Raw genomic sequence first — 20110 nt, 5'->3', positions numbered from 1 at the left:
CGAGGTATTTCATGGCGGTGCAGATTGCAGTCATCGATGATTGGCAGGACGTGGCAAGGGATGTGGTGGATTGGTCCGCACTGGAGAGCGTCGGCCAGGTGACGTTCCTGCATGACTATCCCGCCGACCACGACACCCTGGCCGCGCGCCTGCAAGGCTTCGATGTCATCTGCGTGATGCGCGAACGGACGCGTTTCGATGAAGCGCTGCTGCGCCGCTTGTCCAAGCTCAAGCTATTGCTGACCGGCGGCATGCGCAATGCCGCCCTAGACCTCAAGGCTGCCGCCGCGCTGGGTATCCAGGTGTGTGGCACCGACAGCTACAAGCACGCCGCGCCCGAACTGACCTGGGCACTGATCATGGCGCTGACGCGCAACCTCGTCCCAGAAGCCAATGCGTTGCGTGCCGGGCTTTGGCAACAGGGCCTGGGCGGCGACTTGCACGGCAAGACCCTGGCAATCCTCGGCCTGGGCAGCATCGGCACGCGCGTGGCGCAGTTCGGCCAAGTGTTCGGCATGCGAGTGATCGCCTGGAGCGAGAACTTGACGGCCGAACGGGCAACCGATGCCGGCGTCACCTATGTAAGCAAGCAAGCGCTGTTCGAGCAGGCCGATATTCTCTCGATCCACCTGGTACTCGGTGACCGCACCCGGGGCCTGGTCGATGCCCAGGCGCTGGGCTGGATGAAGCCTGGGGCGTTGCTGATCAATACTGCCCGCGGGCCGATCGTGGACGAGGCTGCCTTGATCGATGCGCTGCAGCACAAACGCCTGGCTGGGGCGGGCCTGGATGTATTCGCCCAGGAACCGTTGCCGCCCGACCACCCGTTCCGGACGCTGGACAACGTACTGGCAACACCTCACGTGGGTTACGTGAGCCGCCAGAATTACCAGCAATTCTACGGCCAGATGATCGAAGACTTGCAGGCCTGGGCGGCAGGCAAGCCGATTCGGGTGTTGAAGCCGATAGCCTGAGTTTGCCCGTCCCTGTGGGAGCGAGCCGTTTCCGGGCGGCGTGCCGACGAAGACGGTGTGTCAGTTAGAAGAGATGTCGTCTGACCTGGCGCTTTCGCGAGCAGCCTCCCTCCCACCCAGCTCCCACCATGAAGCATCTGCACCCTGCTTGAAAGCCATCAAAACGCCTCCATCCTGCCCGCCCCTTTATGGTGCGATGCGCTGTTGAACCGCGCACGCGATTGAACCAGCGCCTTTCCCTACAACACGAATGTTTCAAAGAGGCTGCATTTCGTCGGCTCGTATTCCCCTTCGTCGTGTAAGACATTGCCGACAATAAATGTGATTGTCCGACAATTCGACGAAGCGAACCGCACCGCTCTAGCTTCTGACCTAGACTGCCGGTCCGGGCGCAAAACCGACCGGTCATCAGGACGAAAAAAAGTCGAAACTTTTCACAACGGCGAAAGGTCAGGTTAGAGGAAGGGCAACAACGGCTGGAGCATTCCTTGCAACGGTCCCCTCACCTGATTCGCTTCGCCGCATTGGGCAGCGCTTTGCTCTCCTTGCGTAGCGCTCGTGCGCCTGGCCGCAGGATTCGGCCAATGTAACAACAGCTCTGGCGCTTGCCGGAAACAGATCGAGAACATAGGAGTTATTTATGATCAGTGCTGCCTTGGAACCACAGCAAGTCCGCTCTCAACTACCGCCGGCGGCAGAATCGCCGACGGCACCGGTGCTGGCCACCGGAGGCAAGGCACTGCTCCCTGTCGTTCGACAGAATCCAAATCGCAAGAAAATTCTGTTCGTGACGTCCGAAATCGCCGACCTGGTGAAGACCGGCGGGCTGGGTGACGTTTCTTCCGCCCTGCCCCGGGCGATGGCCGGTCTGCACGATGTGCGGATCCTGATCCCTGGGTACCCGCAAGTCATGAACAGCGGCAATCCTATCCATATCATCGGCGAACTGGGCGGCCATGCCGCACTTCCGCCCTGCAAGATCGGCCGCATGGACATGGCCGACGGTCTGGTAATCTACGTACTGATCTGTCCCGAACTCTATGCCCGCGAAGGTTCTCCCTACGGCGCCAACAATGGCCGCGACTGGCCCGACAACCACATTCGCTTTGCCCGCCTGGGCCTCGCCGCGGCAGACATCGCCGCCAACCTGGCGCAAATCCACTGGTGCCCCGACCTGGTCCACGCACACGACTGGCCAGCCGGGCTGGCGCCTGCCTATATGCACTGGCGCGGTCAACGCACCCCCACCCTGTTCACCATCCACAACCTGGCGTACCAGGGCGTGGTCAGCCTCGCGTCCTGCCCTGAGTTGGGTATTCCCGAGCATGCGCTGCAACAGGAAGGCATGGAGTTCTACGGCAAGCTGTCGTTCCTGAAGGCCGGCATGGCCTATTCCAGCCACATCACCACCGTGAGCGCCACCTACGCCCAGGAGATCACCACACCGGCGTTCGGCTGTGGACTCGATGGGTTCCTCGCCTCCAAGACTCAACAAGGCTTGCTCAGTGGCATCCCCAACGGCATCGATGAAAGCTGGGACTCGGCCACCGATTCCCACCTGCAGCGCCAGTTTTCCATAGGCGACTGGGATGGCAAGGCAGCCAACGCCGCGCATGTACGCGACCTGTTCGGCCTGGATGATTCCACCGGCCCACTGTTCGCCGTGGTATCGCGCTTGGTGTATCAGAAAGGCCTGGACCTGACCGAAGCCGTTTCCGAATTCATCGTCGAGTCCGGCGGGCAGATCGCGATCATCGGCCGCGGCGAGCCGGAAGAAGAACAAGCCATGCGTGAACTGGCCCTGCGCTTCCCAGGCCGGATCGGCGTGCGCATCGGCTTCAACGAAACCGACGCTCGGCGGATGTTCGCCGGCAGCGACTTCCTGTTGATGCCGTCCCGCTACGAGCCCTGCGGCTTGAGCCAGATGTATGCGCAACGCTTTGGGTCGCTGCCCGTTGCCCGGAATACCGGCGGGCTTGCCGACACGATCGAAGACGGAGTCACCGGGTTCTTGTTCAACGAATCCACCGTCGACAGTTACAAAGAGGCGCTGACCCGTGCGTTCAAGGTGTACGAGTTCCCCGAACTGCTTAATGCGATGCGCTGCCGGGCGATGTCCGCGCCGTTCAATTGGAGCAAGGCTGTGGAACCCTACGCCGAACTTTACGAACAACTGGTCGCTAAATCATTAGGAAAATCTGCCAGACAATGAGGTAACCGATGCCGTCAAGGACGCCTGAAACCTGGACCCACGGCGCGGTCCTGCTTGATCCAGAGCACACCCGTTTCGCCCTGTGGGCCCCTGATGCCCTTTATGTCAGTGTCGAACTCGACACTGGAGAATCCATACCGATGCTGCCCCAGGCCAACGGCTGGCACATGATCCAGGCCCGTTGCCCCGCTGGCACTCGCTACCGCTACAACATCGATGGTGAACTGCAAGTGCCTGACCCGGCTTCCAGGTCCCAGGATGGCGATATTGACCGCCACAGCGTGGTGGTCGACCCGCACGCTTATCAATGGCGGCACACCGGTTGGCGCGGACGCCCCTGGTACGATGCCGTCATCTATGAGCTACACGTCGGCGCCCTGGGCGGTTTCGAAGGTGTCGAGCAACAGCTGGCGCGCCTGGCCGGGCTTGGCGTCACGGCCATTGAACTGATGCCGCTCTCGCAGTTCCCCGGAGACCGCAACTGGGGCTACGACGGCGTGCTGCCGTACGCGCCCCAGGCTTCTTACGGTACGCCGGACCAGCTCAAGCACTTGATCGACAGCGCCCATGGCCATGGAATTGCAGTCATCTTGGACGTGGTCTACAACCACTTCGGCCCCGACGGCAACTACCTGCACCGCTACGCCAAGGGCTTCTTTCGCGAAGACGAGCACACACCATGGGGCGCGGCGATTGATTTCCGGCGCCGCGAGGTCCGTGACTTCTTCATCGACAACGCGCTGATGTGGCTGTCGGAGTACCGTTTCGACGGCCTGCGCCTGGACGCGGTTCACGCCATCGAAGACCCCGACTTCCTTCAGGAACTGGCCGCCAGGGTGCGTCAGCAGGTGGACCCGACACGGTATGTCTGGCTGACCGTCGAGAACGAACACAACCAGGCCAGCCTTCTGGAACAAGGCTACGACGCCCAGTGGAACGATGACGGACACAACGCGCTGCACGTGCTGCTGACGGGCGAGACCGACGCTTACTACGCCGACTATGCCGAGCAACCGACGGAAAAACTCGCCCGCTGCCTGAGCCAGGGCTTCGTGTTCCAGGGCCATACCAACCGCCATGGCGAATCCCGCGGGGAGCCCAGCGGTCACTTGCCGCCCAGCGCGTTCGTACTGTTCCTGCAGAATCACGACCAGATCGGCAACCGCGCCCTCGGTGAACGTCTGCATCAACTGGCGCCGCCGCAAGCCCTGCAAGCCGCGACTGCCCTATTGCTTTTGTCGCCGATGATTCCGCTGATGTTCATGGGCGATGAGGTCGTCGCTGAACAACCGTTCCTGTTTTTCACCAGCCACCACGGCGAACTGGCCGAGCTGGTGCGTGAAGGCCGCCGCAACGAGTTCAAGGCCTTCAGCGCCTTTGCCGATCCGCAGAAGCGTGAACGGATCCCCGATCCGAACGCGGCCAGTACGTTCGACGCCTCAAGGCCCAACCTGGAGGCGCACCAGCCGGAGCAACTGGCCAGTGAAGCTCTTTATCGCCTACTGCTGAAAATCCGTCGGGAGGAAATCGTTCCGCGCCTGCCCGCCGCCCATGCCTTGGGCGCCGACGTATTGGGTCACGGCGCCGTCAGCGCACGCTGGCAAATGGGCGATGGCAGCGTGTTGCGCATCGACCTGAACCTCAGCGACAAGCCTGTCAACCACAGCGCCCCGCAAGATGCGCAGATTCTTTTCGAACATCCACCGCAGGCCATGGGTCTGTTGCAACAGGGGGTACTCACGCCCTACAGCGCGCTGGTCAGTCTGACGCAAGCGGCAACCTTGCCCACCCTTACTGGAGAGCGCCTATGAGTGATGCGCAATTGGAAATCCTCGCTGGCCGGGCAGGCCTGGCGGTGGACTGGATCGACGCCAACGGCCGGGCCCAGAAAGTATCGCCGGCGGTCCTGCGTTCGGTCCTCACCGGCCTGGGCCATCCCGCCGGTAGCGCGCAGGAAATCGACGCCAGCCTGTTGCAATTGCAAGAGGACCAACAGAACCACCGCCTGCCACCGCTGATCACGGCGGACGTCGGCGTCAATGTCGACCTGAGCCGTTATTTCGAGCCCGGCACGCCTTGCGAAATCCAACTCGAGGACGGCGCGACGATGAGCTCAAAGCTCGATGCCGATGCCGCTCTCCCCGGGATCGTCCCGGTGGGGTATCAGCACGTGAGCATCCAGGGCCAACATTTCACCCTGGCGGTGGCGCCGGCCCGTTGCTACAGCGTGGCCGATGCCGTGGATGATCCAACGCCTCGGGCCTGGGGTTTGAGCGCACAGCTTTATTCGCTACGACGCCCGGGTGATGGCGGCTTCGGCGACACCCAGGCCCTCGAAGAGCTGGCGCGGGTCGCGGGCGAACGCGGCGCCGATGCCCTGGCTATCAGCCCGATGCATGCGATGTTCAGCAGCGATACCGGCCGCTACAGCCCTTACTCGCCTTCCAGCCGGTTGTTTCTCAACAGCCTGTATGCCGCGCCGGGCACCATCCTGGGCGAGCGTGCGCTGCGCACGGCGATCGACGCCAGCGGCCTGACCAACCAATTGCGCAGCCTTGAAGAGCAGCCGCTTATCGACTGGCCGGTTGCTGCCCAAGCCAAGCAACGGGTGCTTCGCGCCCTGTATGACGGCTTCAGCCAGGGCGAGCACCCTTTGCACGAAGACTTCAGCAGCTTCCGCCATAGCAGTGGAGAAGCCTTGGAGAATCACTGCCGCTTCGAAGCCCTCCAGGCCGAACGCGCGGCTCGCGGCGAAAGCCTCGACTGGCGACAGTGGCCCGAAGAATGGCGGGACCCGCGCAGCCCGGCAATCGCCCGTTTCGCCGAAGAAAACGCTGACGAAATCGGCTTCTACGCTTTTTGCCAATGGTTGATCGCCCGCTGCCTGGAGCGTGCCCAGAGCGCCGCCAAATCCAGCGGCATGAGCATCGGCCTGATCGCCGACCTCGCGGTGGGTGCCGACGGCGCCGGCAGCCAGGCCTGGAGCCGGCAGGACGAATTGCTCGCGTCCCTTACCGTGGGCGCGCCCCCCGACATCCTCAATCGCTCGGGCCAGGGTTGGGGCATCTCCGCGTTCTCCCCCGAGGGCCTGGTTCGCAATGGTTTTCGCGCCTTCATCGAGATGCTGCGGGCCAATTTCGCCCACGCCGGAGGCTTGCGCATCGACCACATCATGGGATTGCAACGGCTATGGGTGATCCCCAACGATGCCCCGCCCACCGACGGTGCCTATCTCTACTACCCCATCGACGACCTGTTGCGGCTATTGGCCCTGGAGTCCCATCGTCACCAGGCCATCGTCCTGGGCGAGGACCTGGGTACGGTGCCCGACGGCCTGCGTGAAAAACTGGCGGCGCGCTCGATCCTCGGCATGCGCGTGTTGTTGTTCGAACAGGACAACACGCACTTCAAGCCCATTCTCGATTGGCCCGACGACGCCCTGGCGACCACCAGCACCCATGACCTGCCCACTCTCAACGGCTGGTGGCACGGCCACGACATCGACTGGAATGCCCGGCTGGAGCTGATCGATTCCCACACCGAAATGGATTGGCGCAAACATCGCCAGCGTGAACGCAAAGGGTTGCGCAACGCGCTGAACCAGGACCCGCAGAACTTCCGCGAGGAACACCGCGAAACCGACCAGGTGCTGGACGCCAGCGTGCGCTTTCTCGGGCATACCCGAGCGCCGTTGGTACTGCTGCCGTTGGAAGATGCCCTGGGCATCGACGAGCAGGCCAACCTCCCCGGCACCACCGACACCCACCCTAACTGGCGGCGGCGCCTGGCTCTGGAGAGCGGAGCGCTGCTGGACGACCCGGACGCCGCACGGCGTCTGGAAATACTCGCCTGCGCGAGGCTTCAGGCGAACGAGCGTGACCGATGAACGATAAAATGACTCCATCCCTGCGGGCCACCTTACGCCTGCAATTTCACAAGGGCTTCACCCTCGACGACGCCATACCGCAAGTGCCTTACTTCGCGTCGCTGGGTATAAGCCATATCTATGCCTCACCGCTGCTCAAGGCGCGGGCCGGATCCATGCATGGCTACGATGTGGTCGACCCGACCCAGGTCAACCCCGAGCTGGGGGGTGAAGCCGCGCTCAAGCGCCTTGTCGCCACCCTGCGCGAACATCGGATGGGGCTGATCCTCGACATCGTGTCCAACCACATGGCCGTCGGCGGCAATGACAATCCGTGGTGGCTGGACCTGCTGGAATGGGGACGGCTGAGCCCCTATGGCGAATTTTTCGACATCCAATGGCATTCCCCCGACCCGTTGATGGAAGGCCAACTGCTCCTGCCCTTCCTGGGCAGCGACTACGGCGTGGCCCTGCAAGAAGGCACGCTGAAACTGCGCTTCGATGCCACGCAGGGCAGCTTTTATGTCGAGCATTATGAGCATCGCTTCCCTGTCTGCCCCATGCAGTACGGTGAGTTGCTAAAGCCTTCGGACGACCTGGCAGCCGAGCGGATCGAGTCGCTCAAGGGACTGGCCGAGCGCTTTACCACGCTGAACTACCAGACCGATGCCCACTCCCTCGCCCGTCCCTTGCAACAGGAACTGCGAGACCTGGCAGCGGAGCCCGCGATACTCGACGCCATCGAGGTCACCCTGCGCGGCTACGACTCCACGCAGCCGGAAGGTTTCGAACGCCTGCATCGGCTGCTGGAACGTCAGAGCTACCGTCTCGCCAGTTGGCGTACGGCGGCGGACGATATCAATTGGCGGCGTTTTTTCGATGTCAACGAACTGGGCGGCCTACGGGTCGAGCGGCCGGCGGTATTCGAAGCGACCCACGCGAAAATCTTCGAGCTGATTGCCGAAGGATTGGTGGACGGGCTGCGGATCGATCACATTGACGGCCTGGCCGATCCTCGGGGCTACTGCCGCAAGCTGCGCCGGCGCGTCGACTCGCTGTCCCCGTCACGGCATCTGCCGATTTTCGTGGAGAAAATCCTTGGCGATGGCGAAACCCTGCGCCGGGATTGGAACGTTGACGGCAGCACCGGTTACGAATTCATGAACCAGATTTCGTTGCTGCAACACAACCCGGCCGGCGCCGAGCCCCTCGCTGAATTCTGGAGCCGCCACAGTGAACGGCCAGCGCATTTTATCGAAGAGGCGCGCCTGGCCCGCCAGCAGATTCTCAATGGATCCCTGGCCGGGGACTTCGAAAGCGTGGCCCAAGCCCTGTTGCAGGTGGCGCGGGATGACGTGATGACCCGCGACCTTACCCTGGGTGCCATTCGACGGGCATTGCAGGAACTGATCGTGCATTTCCCGGTGTACCGCACCTATATCACCCCGCTGGGTCGCTCCGCCGAAGATGAGGTGTTTTTCCAGAAGGCCCTGGAAGGCGCCCGGCAAACCCTCAGCGAAGCCGACTGGCCGGTGCTTGACTGCCTGGCCGACTGGCTCGGTGGCATGCCTTGGCGCGGGCGACCTCGGGGCAGCGAGCGCAAACGGCTGCGCCACGCTTGCGTGCGCTTCCAGCAACTGACTTCGCCGGCCGCCGCCAAGGCTGTCGAAGACACTGCGCTGTATCGTTCGGCGGTGCTGCTGTCGCGCAATGACGTGGGCTACAACACCGAACGGTTCAGCGCGCCGGCTCAGGAGTTCCACGGGGCCTGCTTCGAGCGGTTGGAGCATTTCCCAGACAACCTGGTGACCACCGCCACCCACGACCACAAACGCGGGGAAGACACTCGAGCACGGCTGGCGGTGATCAGCGAACGCCCGGATTGGTACACCGCGTGCGTGGAGCAATGGCGCATCCTCGCCCCGTCGCTGCACAGTGACCCGGCCGCCCCTTCGGCCGGTGACGAGTTGATTCTTTACCAGGCCCTGCTCGGAAGTTGGCCGCTGGACCTTGACTTGCAGGGCCCCAAGGCCTTGGCCAGCTATGCCGAACGCTTGTGGCAATGGCAGCGCAAGGCGTTGCGCGAAGCCAAGTTGCAAAGCAGTTGGGCCGCCGTCAACGACTCTTATGAGCAGGCAACGCAGATGTTCCTGGAGCGGTTGCTGCTGTGCGATGAGGGCTTGCCTCTGCGCTGCGCCATCGCCGAAGCCGTGCAGGCCATCGCTCCAGCGGGCGCCCTCAACAGCCTGGCGCAAACCTTGCTGCGCATGACCGTCCCCGGCGTACCGGATCTGTATCAGGGCAACGAGTTCTGGGACTTCAGCCTGGTGGATCCGGACAACCGTCGCCCAGTGGATTTCGAGGCCCGCCGTGAGGCGATGCAGGCCGACAGCGCCCCCGTGGCGCTTGTGCGTGATTGGCGCGACGGGCGTGTCAAGCAGGCACTGATCGCGCGGACGCTGGCCTTGCGGTCCGAGTATCCGCAACTGTTCCGCCAGGGCAGCTACGAGCCGTTGCCGGTTCAGGGTGAGCATGCCGAGCACGTATTGGCATACATGCGCCAACACCAGCAACAACGGGCGATCGTCGTGGTGCCGATTCACACGGCGCGCCTGCTGGAAAACAGTGCCCTGCCCCAGGTCGCTGCATCGGACTGGGGCGACACGCGCATCTCGCTACCGTTTGCCACCGAGGGAGCAAAACTGAGGGGACTTTTTGCAAGCGCAGCAGTCACACCCCAAAGGGAGCTGATGGTCAGCGCCGCACTGGGGGATTTCCCGGTCAATATCTTTATTGAATCTTGAGTCAAGTCAGGAGCACTGCGATGAGTACCGACGATAAACGCATTCGTGAATTCGCCTATCAGATCTGGGAGTCGGAAGGTAAGCCTGCCGGGCAAGAAGAGCGCCATTGGGAAATGGCACGCAAGCTGGCGGAGGCCGAAGCCCTGGCGCCAAGCAAACCACCGAAAGCACCGAGCAAATCCGCGGCCAGCAAGACTGACGGCACCAAGCCGGCTGCTGCCGCCAAGGCCACCGTCGCCAAGGCCGCCGCCAAGAGCACCGCGCCCAAGGCCAAGCCCGCGACCAAGCCTTCGGCAGCCACCGCGGCAATGGTCCCGCCCGCCGACAAGGCTAGCGCTAAAAAGCCACGCGCCACGCGCAAGCCCCCGGCGGTCTGAATCCGCGAACTCATCGTTCCCAAGCCAGTGCTTCTTTCAACGAAGAGGCCTGCTTGTGGCGTGCAGACTTGTCTTCTCGCCACAAGCGCAAAGCACGCAGCCCTGCGTGCAGCGCACCACCGTATCTGTCTTTTGCAGGAGCAACTATGACCCGTCCGAAAAATACCACGCCGCCGCCCGTTATCGAGGCTTCGCGGATACGTGAAGGGCTGCCGTTTCCACTCGGCGCGACCTGGGATGGCCTGGGGGTCAATTTCGCGTTGTTCTCGGCCAACGCCACCAAGGTCGAACTGTGCATCTTCGACGACACAGGCGAGGTGGAACTCGAGCGTATCGAACTGCCGGAATACACCGATGAGATCTACCACGGCTATCTACCGGACGCACATCCGGGGCTGATTTATGGCTACCGCGTCTACGGTCCGTACGACCCCGAGAACGGCCACCGCTTCAACCCCAACAAGCTGCTCATCGACCCCTACGCCAAGCAACTGGTGGGCGAGCTGAAATGGTCGGAAGCCCTGTTCGGCTACACCATTGGCCATCCCGATGGCGATCTCAGTTTCGATGAGCGTGACAGCGCCCCATTCGTGCCCAAGTCCAAGGTCATCGACCCGGCCCATACCTGGGGCCGCGATCATCGGGTCAGCGTGCCGTGGGACAAGACCATCTTGTATGAAACTCACGTGCGCGGCATCTCCATGCGCCATCCCTCGGTGCCGGAGAACCTGCGTGGTACGTTCGCTGGCCTGATGGTCGACGATGTCCTGGAACACATTCGCAAGCTGGGCGTGTCGTCTGTGGAATTGCTGCCCATCCACGCGTTCGTCAACGACCAGCACCTGCTGCAAAAGGGCATGACCAACTACTGGGGCTACAACAGCATCGCCTTCTTTGCCCCGGATCCGCGCTACCTGGCCAGCGGCAAGATTGCCGAGTTCAAGGAAATGGTCGCGCACATGCACGAGGCCAATCTGGAGGTCATCCTCGATGTGGTCTACAACCACACCGCCGAGGGCAATGAACAGGGCCCGACGTTGTCCATGCGAGGCATCGACAACGCGTCGTACTACCGGCTGATGCCCGACGACAAGCGCTACTACATCAACGATTCGGGCACCGGCAATACACTGGACCTGAGTCATCCCTGCGTGCTGCAAATGGTCACCGACTCGTTGCGCTACTGGGCCACGGAAATGCACGTGGACGGCTTCCGCTTCGACCTGGCGACCATTCTGGGCCGGTATCACGACGGCTTCGACGAACGCCACAGTTTCCTCGTCGCCTGTCGCCAGGACCCGGTGCTGCGCCAGGTAAAAATGATCGCCGAGCCCTGGGACTGCGGCCCCGGCGGCTATCAGGTCGGACGCTTCCCGCCAGGTTGGGTCGAATGGAATGACAAATTCCGCGACACCGTGCGCGCCTTCTGGAAAGGCGACGATGGCCAACTGGCCGACTTCGCCAGCCGCATGACCGCCTCGGGCGAGATGTTCAACCAGCGTGGCCGACGGCCATACGCCTCGGTCAACTTCGTCACGGCCCACGACGGCTTCACGTTGCACGACCTGGTCTCCTACAACGACAAGCACAACGAAGCCAACGACGAGAACAACCAGGACGGCAGCAACAACAACCTGTCCTGGAACCATGGCGTCGAAGGCCCGACGGATGATCCCGAGATCAATGAGCTGCGTCATCGGCAGATGCGCAACTTCTTCGCCACCCTGCTCCTGGCCCAAGGCACACCAATGATTGTCGCTGGCGACGAGTTCGCCCGAACCCAGCACGGCAACAACAATGCCTACTGCCAGGACAGCGAAATCGGCTGGGTCAACTGGGACCTGAGCGCTGATGGCCAGGCGTTGCTGAAGTTCGTCAAGCGCTTGATCAAACTGCGCATGTCCTACCCGATCCTGCGACGCGGCCGATTCCTGGTCGGCAATTACAACGAGGACATCGGCGTAAAGGATGTGACCTGGCTGGCCCCCGACGCAAGCGAGATGACCGTCGAACAATGGCAGGATGGCCAGGGCCGTTGCCTCGGCATGTTGATGGACGGCCGCGCACAGGAGACCGGCATCCGCCGCAAGGGCGGCGACGCGACATTGTTGCTGGTGGTCAACGCGCACCACGACATCGTCAACTTCCGCCTGCCAGAGGTGCCCGAAGGGAGTTTCTGGACCTGCATGGTGGACACCAACCAACCCGCGGTGCGTGGCCAGGAACGTTTCGATTTTGATTTCGAATATTCCGTGACCGGGCGCTCACTGCTGCTGTTCGAGCTTCAACGCGAGGAAGAGGAATAAGGGACCTTCCCCCGAGTCGGCTGGCGCAAGGACGCGCCCTGCTGCACGCGCAACACAGTTCGAACAAAAAAAACCGGTTCAGATACACATTCTGACGCGACGAATCCGCTGGCATGGTCAATACTTCGCCTGCGGTCGATTCCAGGACTCGGAACATCGCGAATCACAGTCATCGCTCCCAAGGGGCGACATTGGGCGGCTGGCCCGATGCGTGACTGAACGATTGGACACGACAAGGACGTATCTCATGAAACCTGCCTCTCGGTTGCAAGGCCGGCATCACCCGCAAATCTGGAACAGCGCGCCGCAACTGGCCGATATTCCGATCATCAGCACCCAGACACTCATACCCGCGGGCGCCCGCGCGGTCATCCTTGCCCCGCACCCTGGCGACGAAGTCGGCGCCTGCGGTGGGTTGCTCCAGTTGTTGAGCAACCTGGGCCAACCGATGTTGCTGATCTCGGTCACCGACGGCAGCCTGAGCCATCCGGGCTCGCCACTGTGGTCCGATGAGCGGCTGCGCACGTTTCGCCCGCATCCCCAGGAGAGCGTGGACGCCCTGCATCGCCTGGGCGTGCCTTCCAATGGCCTGCAGTGGGTCCGCGGAGGGTTCCCGGAAAAGGGCCTCGCCGAACATGAAGCCCAACTGACCGCGTTCATCGGCCATTACCTCAAACCTGGCGACGTGGTGTTCAGCACTTGGCGCCTGGACGGCGACAGCGACCACGACACGGTCGGCCGCGCTGGAGCCTTGGCCGCTGAGACCGTCGGAGCGGTGTTCAACGAACTGCCCGTATGGGCCTGGCACTGGCCGGTTCGTGAGCAGAACAGGATCCCCTGGCATCGGGCGCGCAAATTACGGCTGGACGTGTGGACCACCGCCCGCAAGCGTCACGCCATGCACGCCTATGCCAGCCAGCTCGGCAGCGAGCCCACCAACGGCATCGCACCGCTGGTGCCGAGGGTCATTCTCGATCGCATGGGCATGCCGTACGAAATTGTATTTATCTGACCTCCAGCCCTGTGGGAGCGAGCTTCCTCGCGATAGCGGCCCAGCCAACATCTCGTCAAGCTGACCTACTGCTATCGCGAGCAGGCTCGCCCCCACATTTTTTGCCTTGGAGTTTTGTCCGGCAAGAATTCCGGAACTGCCGCAGTCGCCATGAGTCGCATGAACAGAGACGTCTGACTCAGGAGTGAACGTGACTCGCGATCCCCACTGGCGGGTCGAAGAATCAGTGCCGCTGGACGCACCCGCGGCGATTCATCGACTGCGTGTTCTCACGGTGAATACCCATAAAGGCTTTACAGCCCTCAATCGTCGTTTCATTTTGCCGGAGCTGCGCGAAGCGGTGCGCGCCACAGGTGCCGACCTGGTTTTCCTTCAGGAGGTGCTTGGTGAACATGATCGACATGCCCTGCGCTACGACAACTGGCCCCAGACCTCGCAATACGAATTTCTCGCCGACAGCATGTGGAGCGACTTCGCCTACGGCCGGAACGCGGTGTACCCCGACGGACATCACGGCAACGCGCTGCTTTCCAAATACCCGATCCGCCAGTTCCGCAACCTCGACGTGTCAATCACCGGTCCCGAACGGCGCGGGTTACTGCATTGTGTGCTGGACGTGCCGGGCCATGCCGAAGTCCACGGGATCTGCGTGCATCTGAGCCTGCTGGAAAGCCATCGCCAATTGCAGCTCAAGCTGCTCTGCAAATTGCTTGACTCTCTCCCCGAGGACGCTCCGGTGATCATCGCCGGGGATTTCAACGATTGGCAATTGCGCGGCAACACCACGCTTGCCCGTCGCCAGTACCTGCACGAGGCCTTTGAACACCATCACGGGCGTCCTGCCCGGACCTACCCCGCCCGCTTCCCCCTGCTACGCCTGGACCGCATTTACCTGCGCAACGCCACCAGCCACGCCCCGCAGATCCTCGGGAACAAGCCCTGGACGCACTTGAGCGATCACCTGCCGTTGGCGGTGGAAGTGCATCTGTAGCCCCTGATCCGGGTAAACCGACCTGTAAGATCTGACAGTAGCGACGCCTTTGATTCGTTGCTAGCGTGCCTTTCCATACAGCGAGCGTTGCCGGGTCCTGTGTGCCATCTGTCGTGCAACCCATGCTGAAACAGGCATGCCATGGATGCCCATGCAGAGGGATAGCACATGATTCGGCGCGATCGGCATCTCAATCGTCTGTTCAACGCCTTGTGGGTAGCGGCTCCGTTCCTGCTTCCTGCCTCATCAGCGATGGCGGCTTGCACATTGTCACCCACGGCAGGCGACGACACTTACGTGTGCGACAGTGGCACGAGTGCAACCGGGCTTACGGATCTGTCGGGCAACAACAACCTGACGGTCTCAGGCAGTGGCCTCGTTCAGGGTGACGTCGTGTTCGATGCCGGAACCGACCGCATCGAAATCAACGCCAACGGTGTGATCGATGGCGACGTCGAGCAAGGCTCGCAAGCCGACGCGTTTGAAATGAATGGCGGCCGGATTCTATCGATCTCCCAAGGCGATGGCCTCGATACGTTCCTGATGACTGGCGGCACCATCGTCGACGCGTTCGAAGATGGCGACATCGCCCAGATGACCGGCGGCACCATCGGCAGGGTCGACATGAAGCTCGATGACAACGTCTTCGACATGTCAGGTGGGGAAATCATCGGCAACCTCGTCACCGGCTTCGGCAGGGACACCATCATCCTGTCCGAAGGACGCATCGGCGGTAATGTCAGCGTCAGCGGTGGCAACGACAGCGTGACCGTCAGTGGCGGGGAAATCGGCGGCGAGGTCCGGACCAGTGCCGGCGACGATCGATTCCAATGGAGCGGCGGCACCATCCGCTCAGCCATTCTGATGGGCGACGGCACCGACACCGCTCTGTTGCAGAATCTCACCGAGGCGGGACTCGCCCCCACGCCCAGCCTGGACGGAGGCTTGGGCCAGGACAACCTGACCTTCGAGGGCAGCACGTCCAGTACCGGAGCCCGTTATGACAACTGGGAAACCGTCAGCCTGACCCAAGGCTCGCGCCTGGACTTGGGCGACACGCTGCTGCTGGGCGACAACGTCACCGGCACGGGTGTGTTCAACATCGACAGCAGCAGCGTATTGACCTCGACCCAAGGCGTCATCGCGCCGTTTACTTCAGGCCAGATGACCACGCTCAACAATGCCGGAGCAATTGATCTTGCCGACGGCAACACCCGCACCAACGACACCCTCACCGTGCAAGGCAATTACGCCGGCAATGGCGGCCAGCTACGCCTGCAAACGGTGCTTGGGGCCGATGATTCGCCCAGTGACAAACTGGTGGTCAACGGTGGCACCCTGACAGGCGGCACCGCCATCACCGTCACGAATCTGGGTGGCGCCGGCGGCCTGACTACCCAGGACGGCATCGAACTGGTCCAGGCCCAGAGCGGAGCCGTCAGTGATAGCAGCGCCTTTTCACTGGCGCAATCCGTCTCGGCCGGTGCATTCGACTATCGCCTGTTCAAGGGCGGCGTGGCCGGCAACGCCAACAACTGGTACCTGCGCTCCACGGTAGTGGCGGGCCCGGTCGCAGCGCCCAGCCCGACGCTGCCGCCGCTGCCGGCCGCCGTGCCGGGCGCTGCGCCGATTCCCTTGTACCGCCCCGAAGTCCCTACCTGGTCAGTACTGCCCCCAGCCGCCGCGCAATTGACGCTGATGGCCCTGGGTACGTTTCACGATCGGCAAGGCGACCAGCGCCTGCTGTCGGAAACCGGCGCGTTCGGCGCGGGTTGGGGCCGGGCCTACGGCAAGGACCTCGATCAAACCTGGGCCGGCACGGTAACGCCCCGGTTCGACGGTTCCATCAAGGGTTTCCAGGTCGGCCACGACTTGTACGCCGCCCCGACGTCCGACGATCGGACCCAGCGTATCGGTTTTTTTGTCGGCCACACCGAACTGAACGGCAACGTTGACGGCTTCAACCTCGGGTTCCAAGGTCGGCGCGCTGGCAAGATCGAGCTCGATGGCGACAGCTATGGCCTTTACTGGACCCTCATCGACCGCTCGGGTGGCTACATCGATGCGGTGGTCATGGGCACCCGCCTGAATGGCGATAACCGCTCCGAACGTGGCGTCAAAATCGACAATCGCGGGCACGCCTTGACCCTATCGGCGGAGGCCGGCTATCCGTTTGCGGTAGCTCGCGACTGGGTCTTCGAACCCCAGGCCCAGATCATTCATCAGAAGATCAGCCTGGACAGCCAGGACGATGGGATTTCAAAGGTCGAATTCGACTCCGACAGCGCCTGGACTGGCCGCCTAGGCGCCCGGCTCAAGGGCAGCTATCAAGTCAGCGGCTTGCCGGTGGAGCCCTATCTACGAGCCAATATCTGGCACACCTTTTCCGGCACCGACACGGTGACATTCGACGACACCCAACGGATCGAGACCGAACAACGCGCCTCCACGGCGGACCTGGGCGTTGGCTTGGTCGTGAGCCTGGCGTCTAGCGTCAGCGCCTATGCCGGCGTGGACTACAGCAATAACCTGGACAGCAACCAGCAACGCGGCGTGGCGGGCAATGTGGGCGTGAGAATCAGTTGGTGAGGCGCAGACGACGATGAATTGACGCCCAAATAGGATCGTTTTTATCCGCGTGAAATCATTGGGTTAGCGCTCCCTGATTTCACTATGCCATTTGTCGGCCAATTTCTTGACGCAACCGCTTTGGTCTTCTTGAATACAACGTACTACCCCCGGAAACACAGTCAGGGGCAGGCCTCTGGAACCCCGCCATCGCGGGTCGCCAGAGGTTTGCCTCATCCATTCGGTCGCCCCTCATTCGGGGTAGGAGAGACGCCCTAAGCGAGAAATGCATGCGATTGCAAGGCAGACCCCCATGAAAACTTCCCCCCGCCCGCAGGAACTCAAAACCACCCTCTGCACCGTCTCGACCTCCCTGTTGCTGTGTTCGTCGATGCAAGTGCTGGCCGAACTGGAAGACCCTCTCACTGCCCCCTGGTACGACCGAACACCCGCCGACCACCCAACGGGCAACGACCCCGCGTCGGGCAAAAGTCCCGCGCTCTTCACGCTTCGCAACAACAATGGCCATACCCAGCGCGTCGGTTTGATCAGCGGCCAGAGCCGGATCACAGCCAATGGCAGCGCAATGCTGGTCGCGCCGGCTCTCGCCAAGCCGGGCCAGGAAACCCTGAGCCTGGAGGGGCAGAATCTTGGAGCCTACTGGAGCCTGACCGGCCCCGCGGGCTGGCACGTGGACCTGAGTGCCAGCGGGGGGCGGGTCAACGGGTTCAGCCTGAACGAACAGGGTCAACGTCAAGCCACCGAGGGCAGCGCCGTCACGCTGTCGGTCGAAGGCGGCTTCCCCATCGGCATCAGCGAAAACTGGGTGGTCGAACCCCAGGCGCAGTTGATCAACCAGCGCATCAGCCTCGATACGCCGAACGGCGAAAATGGCGACAGCAGCGAACTGAGCACTTGGAGCGGTCGCGTCGGCGCCCGGCTCAAAGGTGCCTACCAAGTCAACGGCCTGGGCGTCGAGCCGTACGTGCGCACCAACCTGTGGCACACGGTCCAGAGCGCCGACACCGTTACCCTGGACAAAGTCGACAAGATCAGCAGCAGCCGCAAATCTTCGACCGTTGAAGTCGGCCTGGGCCTGGTTGCCCGGGTCACCCCAGTGGTGAGCCTGTATGTCAGCGCCGACTACAGCAGTGACGTCGACGACAACGACCTCAACGGCGTCATCGCCAGCCTGGGCGTGCGGATGCGTTGGTAAACACCGGCTTCATGCATTCAACGCAATGGTGGCAGGGGCGTAGGCAGGACAGCCGCACGCCCTTGCCACTTCGAAATCACCTTCATTAAGGCGTATAACGCTAGAAGCGCCGCAGACTGTCAGCCCATGGCTCATTTCATTGATGGAGTAACGATATGACCACCGCCACCCTGCTCTCCCATTTATTTCCCAGCGCCGCGGATATCCCAGAGGCCTACCGTCTCGGTGATCCCGTCGAACAACGGGAATACCTGGTCGATGGCGTCTTGAGAACCTGGCAAGGACCACTGGCCACCGTGCGCAGCCCGGTTTACCTGGCCGGCCCGAACGGCGATGAACAAGTGATCCTCGGCAGCACGCCGCTGCTGGACGCCGAGACGGCGCTCACCGCGCTTGACGCCGCCGTCCGGGCCTATGATCGCGGCCAAGGCACATGGCCGACGATGCGCGTCGCCGAACGCATCCGCCATGTCGAGAGCTTCCTGGCGCGCATGCGTGAACGACGTGAAGCAGTGGTCAAGCTGCTGATGTGGGAAATCGGCAAAAATCTCAAGGACTCCCAAAAGGAATTCGACCGGACCTGCGACTATATCGTCGACACTATCAACGCCCTCAAGGAGCTGGACCGTCGTTCCAGCCGCTTCGAGCTGGAACAGGACACGCTGGGGCAGATCCGCCGCGTGCCCCTCGGCGTCGCCCTCTGCATGGGCCCGTACAACTATCCGCTGAACGAAACCTTCACCACGCTGATTCCCGCGCTGATCATGGGCAACACCGTGGTCTTCAAGCCGGCCAAGCTCGGCGTGCTGCTGATACGTCCGCTGCTGGAAGCCTTTCGCGACAGCTTTCCTGCGGGCGTCATCAATGTGATCTACGGCAGCGGCCGAGAGACCGTCAGCGCACTGATGGCCAGCGGCAAGATCGACATATTTGCCTTCATCGGCACCAACAAGGCTGCCAGCGACCTCAAGAAACTCCACCCGCGCCCGCATCGCCTGCGCGCCGCCCTGGGGCTGGATGCAAAAAACCCCGGCCTGGTGTTACGCGATGTCGACCTGGACAATGCCGTCAGCGAAGCGCTCACCGGTTCGCTTTCTTTCAATGGGCAGCGGTGCACGGCCCTGAAGATCCTGTTCGTTCATGAAGACGTCGCCCCGGCGTTCATCGAGAAATTCAATGCCAAACTCGCCGCGCTGAAACCCGGCATGCCTTGGGAAGATGGCGTGGCGCTGACGCCACTGCCCGAAGCCGGCAAGGTCGATTATTTGCACGCCCTGGTGGCCGATGCCATCGCCAAGGGTGCGGGGGTGATGAACCAGCACGGTGGCGAATCCCGGGCTTCGTTCTTCTATCCGGCGGTTCTATACCCGGTGAACACAGCGATGCGTGTGTATCACGAAGAACAGTTCGGCCCCGTCGTGCCCATCGTGCCGTACCGTGACCTGAACACCGTGGTCGATTACGTGCTCGAATCCGACTTCGGCCAGCAACTGAGTATCTTCGGCACCCACCCAGCCGAAGTCGGCAAGCTGGTGGACACCTTCGCCAACCAGGTCGGGCGCATCAACATCAACGCCCAGTGCCAACGCGGCCCAGACACCTTCCCTTTCAACGGCCGGAAAAATTCCGCCGAAGGCACATTGTCGGTCCATGATGCGCTACGCACTTTTTCGATCCGTACGCTGGTGGCAACCAAATTCCAGGAGAGCAACAAGGCGCTTATCAGCGACATCATCCGCGAGCGGGATTCGAATTTCCTGACCACCGACTACATTTTCTGAGACC

The 20110-nt window shown here is 62.3% G+C and carries 12 protein-coding genes; all 12 read left to right on the top strand.

Features of this window, described 5'->3' with window-relative positions; all coding sequences use genetic code 11:
- Positions 1–11: 11 nt before the first annotated feature.
- The 12 genes from J3P81_RS11550 to J3P81_RS11495 all read left to right on the top strand — a co-directional run bounded on the left by J3P81_RS11550 (position 12) and on the right by J3P81_RS11495 (position 20106).
- Positions 12–974 carry a D-2-hydroxyacid dehydrogenase family protein gene (locus J3P81_RS11550; RefSeq protein WP_434563858.1) on the top strand — a complete coding sequence of 321 codons (963 nt, stop codon included), beginning with the start codon at positions 12–14 and terminating at the stop codon, positions 972–974.
- 640 nt (positions 975–1614) lie between these two features.
- Positions 1615–3186 carry a glycogen synthase GlgA gene (gene glgA, locus J3P81_RS11545; protein WP_434563856.1) on the top strand — a complete coding sequence of 524 codons (1572 nt, stop codon included), beginning with the start codon at positions 1615–1617 and terminating at the stop codon, positions 3184–3186.
- An 8-nt stretch (positions 3187–3194) separates the two neighbouring features.
- Positions 3195–4997, top strand: a complete 1803-nt coding sequence (gene treZ, locus J3P81_RS11540) for a malto-oligosyltrehalose trehalohydrolase (protein WP_434563854.1) — start codon at positions 3195–3197, stop codon at positions 4995–4997.
- Positions 4994–7072, top strand: coding sequence for a 4-alpha-glucanotransferase (gene malQ / locus J3P81_RS11535; protein WP_434563852.1), 2079 nt, complete (start codon positions 4994–4996; stop codon positions 7070–7072). Before treZ ends, malQ begins: the two co-directional genes overlap by 4 nt.
- The gene (locus tag J3P81_RS11530) at positions 7069–9855 is read left to right on the top strand and encodes a malto-oligosyltrehalose synthase (protein WP_434563850.1); all 2787 of its coding nucleotides are present in this window, start codon (positions 7069–7071) and stop codon (positions 9853–9855) included. The genes malQ and J3P81_RS11530 overlap by 4 nt, the downstream gene beginning before the upstream one ends.
- A gap of 20 nt (positions 9856–9875) precedes the next feature.
- The gene (locus tag J3P81_RS11525) at positions 9876–10232 is read left to right on the top strand and encodes a DUF2934 domain-containing protein (RefSeq protein ID WP_420766803.1); all 357 of its coding nucleotides are present in this window, start codon (positions 9876–9878) and stop codon (positions 10230–10232) included.
- Positions 10233–10378: 146 nt separating this feature from the next.
- On the top strand, positions 10379–12538 hold the full coding sequence (gene glgX / locus J3P81_RS11520) for a glycogen debranching protein GlgX (protein WP_420766802.1): 2160 nt from the start codon (positions 10379–10381) through the stop codon (positions 12536–12538).
- A gap of 247 nt (positions 12539–12785) precedes the next feature.
- Complete coding sequence (locus J3P81_RS11515; RefSeq protein ID WP_434563848.1) at positions 12786–13550, top strand: PIG-L deacetylase family protein; 765 nt, start codon at positions 12786–12788, stop codon at positions 13548–13550.
- A 190-nt stretch (positions 13551–13740) separates the two neighbouring features.
- Positions 13741–14541, top strand: a complete 801-nt coding sequence (locus J3P81_RS11510; protein ID WP_420766800.1) for an endonuclease/exonuclease/phosphatase family protein — start codon at positions 13741–13743, stop codon at positions 14539–14541.
- A 168-nt stretch (positions 14542–14709) separates the two neighbouring features.
- Positions 14710–17130: an autotransporter outer membrane beta-barrel domain-containing protein gene (locus J3P81_RS11505; protein ID WP_434563846.1), complete on the top strand. Its 2421-nt coding sequence runs from the start codon at positions 14710–14712 to the stop codon at positions 17128–17130.
- 292 nt (positions 17131–17422) lie between these two features.
- Positions 17423–18325 (top strand): autotransporter domain-containing protein, encoded by a 903-nt coding sequence (locus J3P81_RS11500; protein ID WP_420766798.1) that lies wholly within the window; start codon positions 17423–17425, stop codon positions 18323–18325.
- A 155-nt stretch (positions 18326–18480) separates the two neighbouring features.
- Positions 18481–20106, top strand: coding sequence for an NADP-dependent glyceraldehyde-3-phosphate dehydrogenase (locus J3P81_RS11495; RefSeq protein WP_420766797.1), 1626 nt, complete (start codon positions 18481–18483; stop codon positions 20104–20106).
- Positions 20107–20110: the final 4 nt, after the last annotated feature.

Source organism: Pseudomonas sp. R1-6, from assembly GCF_051132115.1.
Taxonomy (GTDB): domain Bacteria; phylum Pseudomonadota; class Gammaproteobacteria; order Pseudomonadales; family Pseudomonadaceae; genus Aquipseudomonas.
The sequence above is the reverse complement of the archived record's forward strand: the minus strand, read 5'-3'. Positions and strand labels throughout refer to the sequence as shown.

Excerpts from the sequence above, each read along its gene's own strand:
- J3P81_RS11550 (WP_434563858.1), top strand. The coding sequence starts at position 12 with ATGGCGGTGCAGATTGCAGTCATCGATGATTGGCAGGACGTGGCAAGG.
- treZ (WP_434563854.1), top strand. The coding sequence starts at position 3,195 with ATGCCGTCAAGGACGCCTGAAACCTGGACCCACGGCGCGGTCCTGCTT.
- glgX (WP_420766802.1), top strand. The coding sequence starts at position 10,379 with ATGACCCGTCCGAAAAATACCACGCCGCCGCCCGTTATCGAGGCTTCG.
- J3P81_RS11515 (WP_434563848.1), top strand. The coding sequence starts at position 12,786 with ATGAAACCTGCCTCTCGGTTGCAAGGCCGGCATCACCCGCAAATCTGG.
- malQ (WP_434563852.1), top strand. The coding sequence starts at position 4,994 with ATGAGTGATGCGCAATTGGAAATCCTCGCTGGCCGGGCAGGCCTGGCG.
- J3P81_RS11495 (WP_420766797.1), top strand. The coding sequence starts at position 18,481 with ATGACCACCGCCACCCTGCTCTCCCATTTATTTCCCAGCGCCGCGGAT.
- J3P81_RS11500 (WP_420766798.1), top strand. The coding sequence starts at position 17,423 with ATGAAAACTTCCCCCCGCCCGCAGGAACTCAAAACCACCCTCTGCACC.
- J3P81_RS11525 (WP_420766803.1), top strand. The coding sequence starts at position 9,876 with ATGAGTACCGACGATAAACGCATTCGTGAATTCGCCTATCAGATCTGG.
- J3P81_RS11530 (WP_434563850.1), top strand. The coding sequence starts at position 7,069 with ATGAACGATAAAATGACTCCATCCCTGCGGGCCACCTTACGCCTGCAA.
- glgA (WP_434563856.1), top strand. The coding sequence starts at position 1,615 with ATGATCAGTGCTGCCTTGGAACCACAGCAAGTCCGCTCTCAACTACCG.
- J3P81_RS11505 (WP_434563846.1), top strand. The coding sequence starts at position 14,710 with ATGATTCGGCGCGATCGGCATCTCAATCGTCTGTTCAACGCCTTGTGG.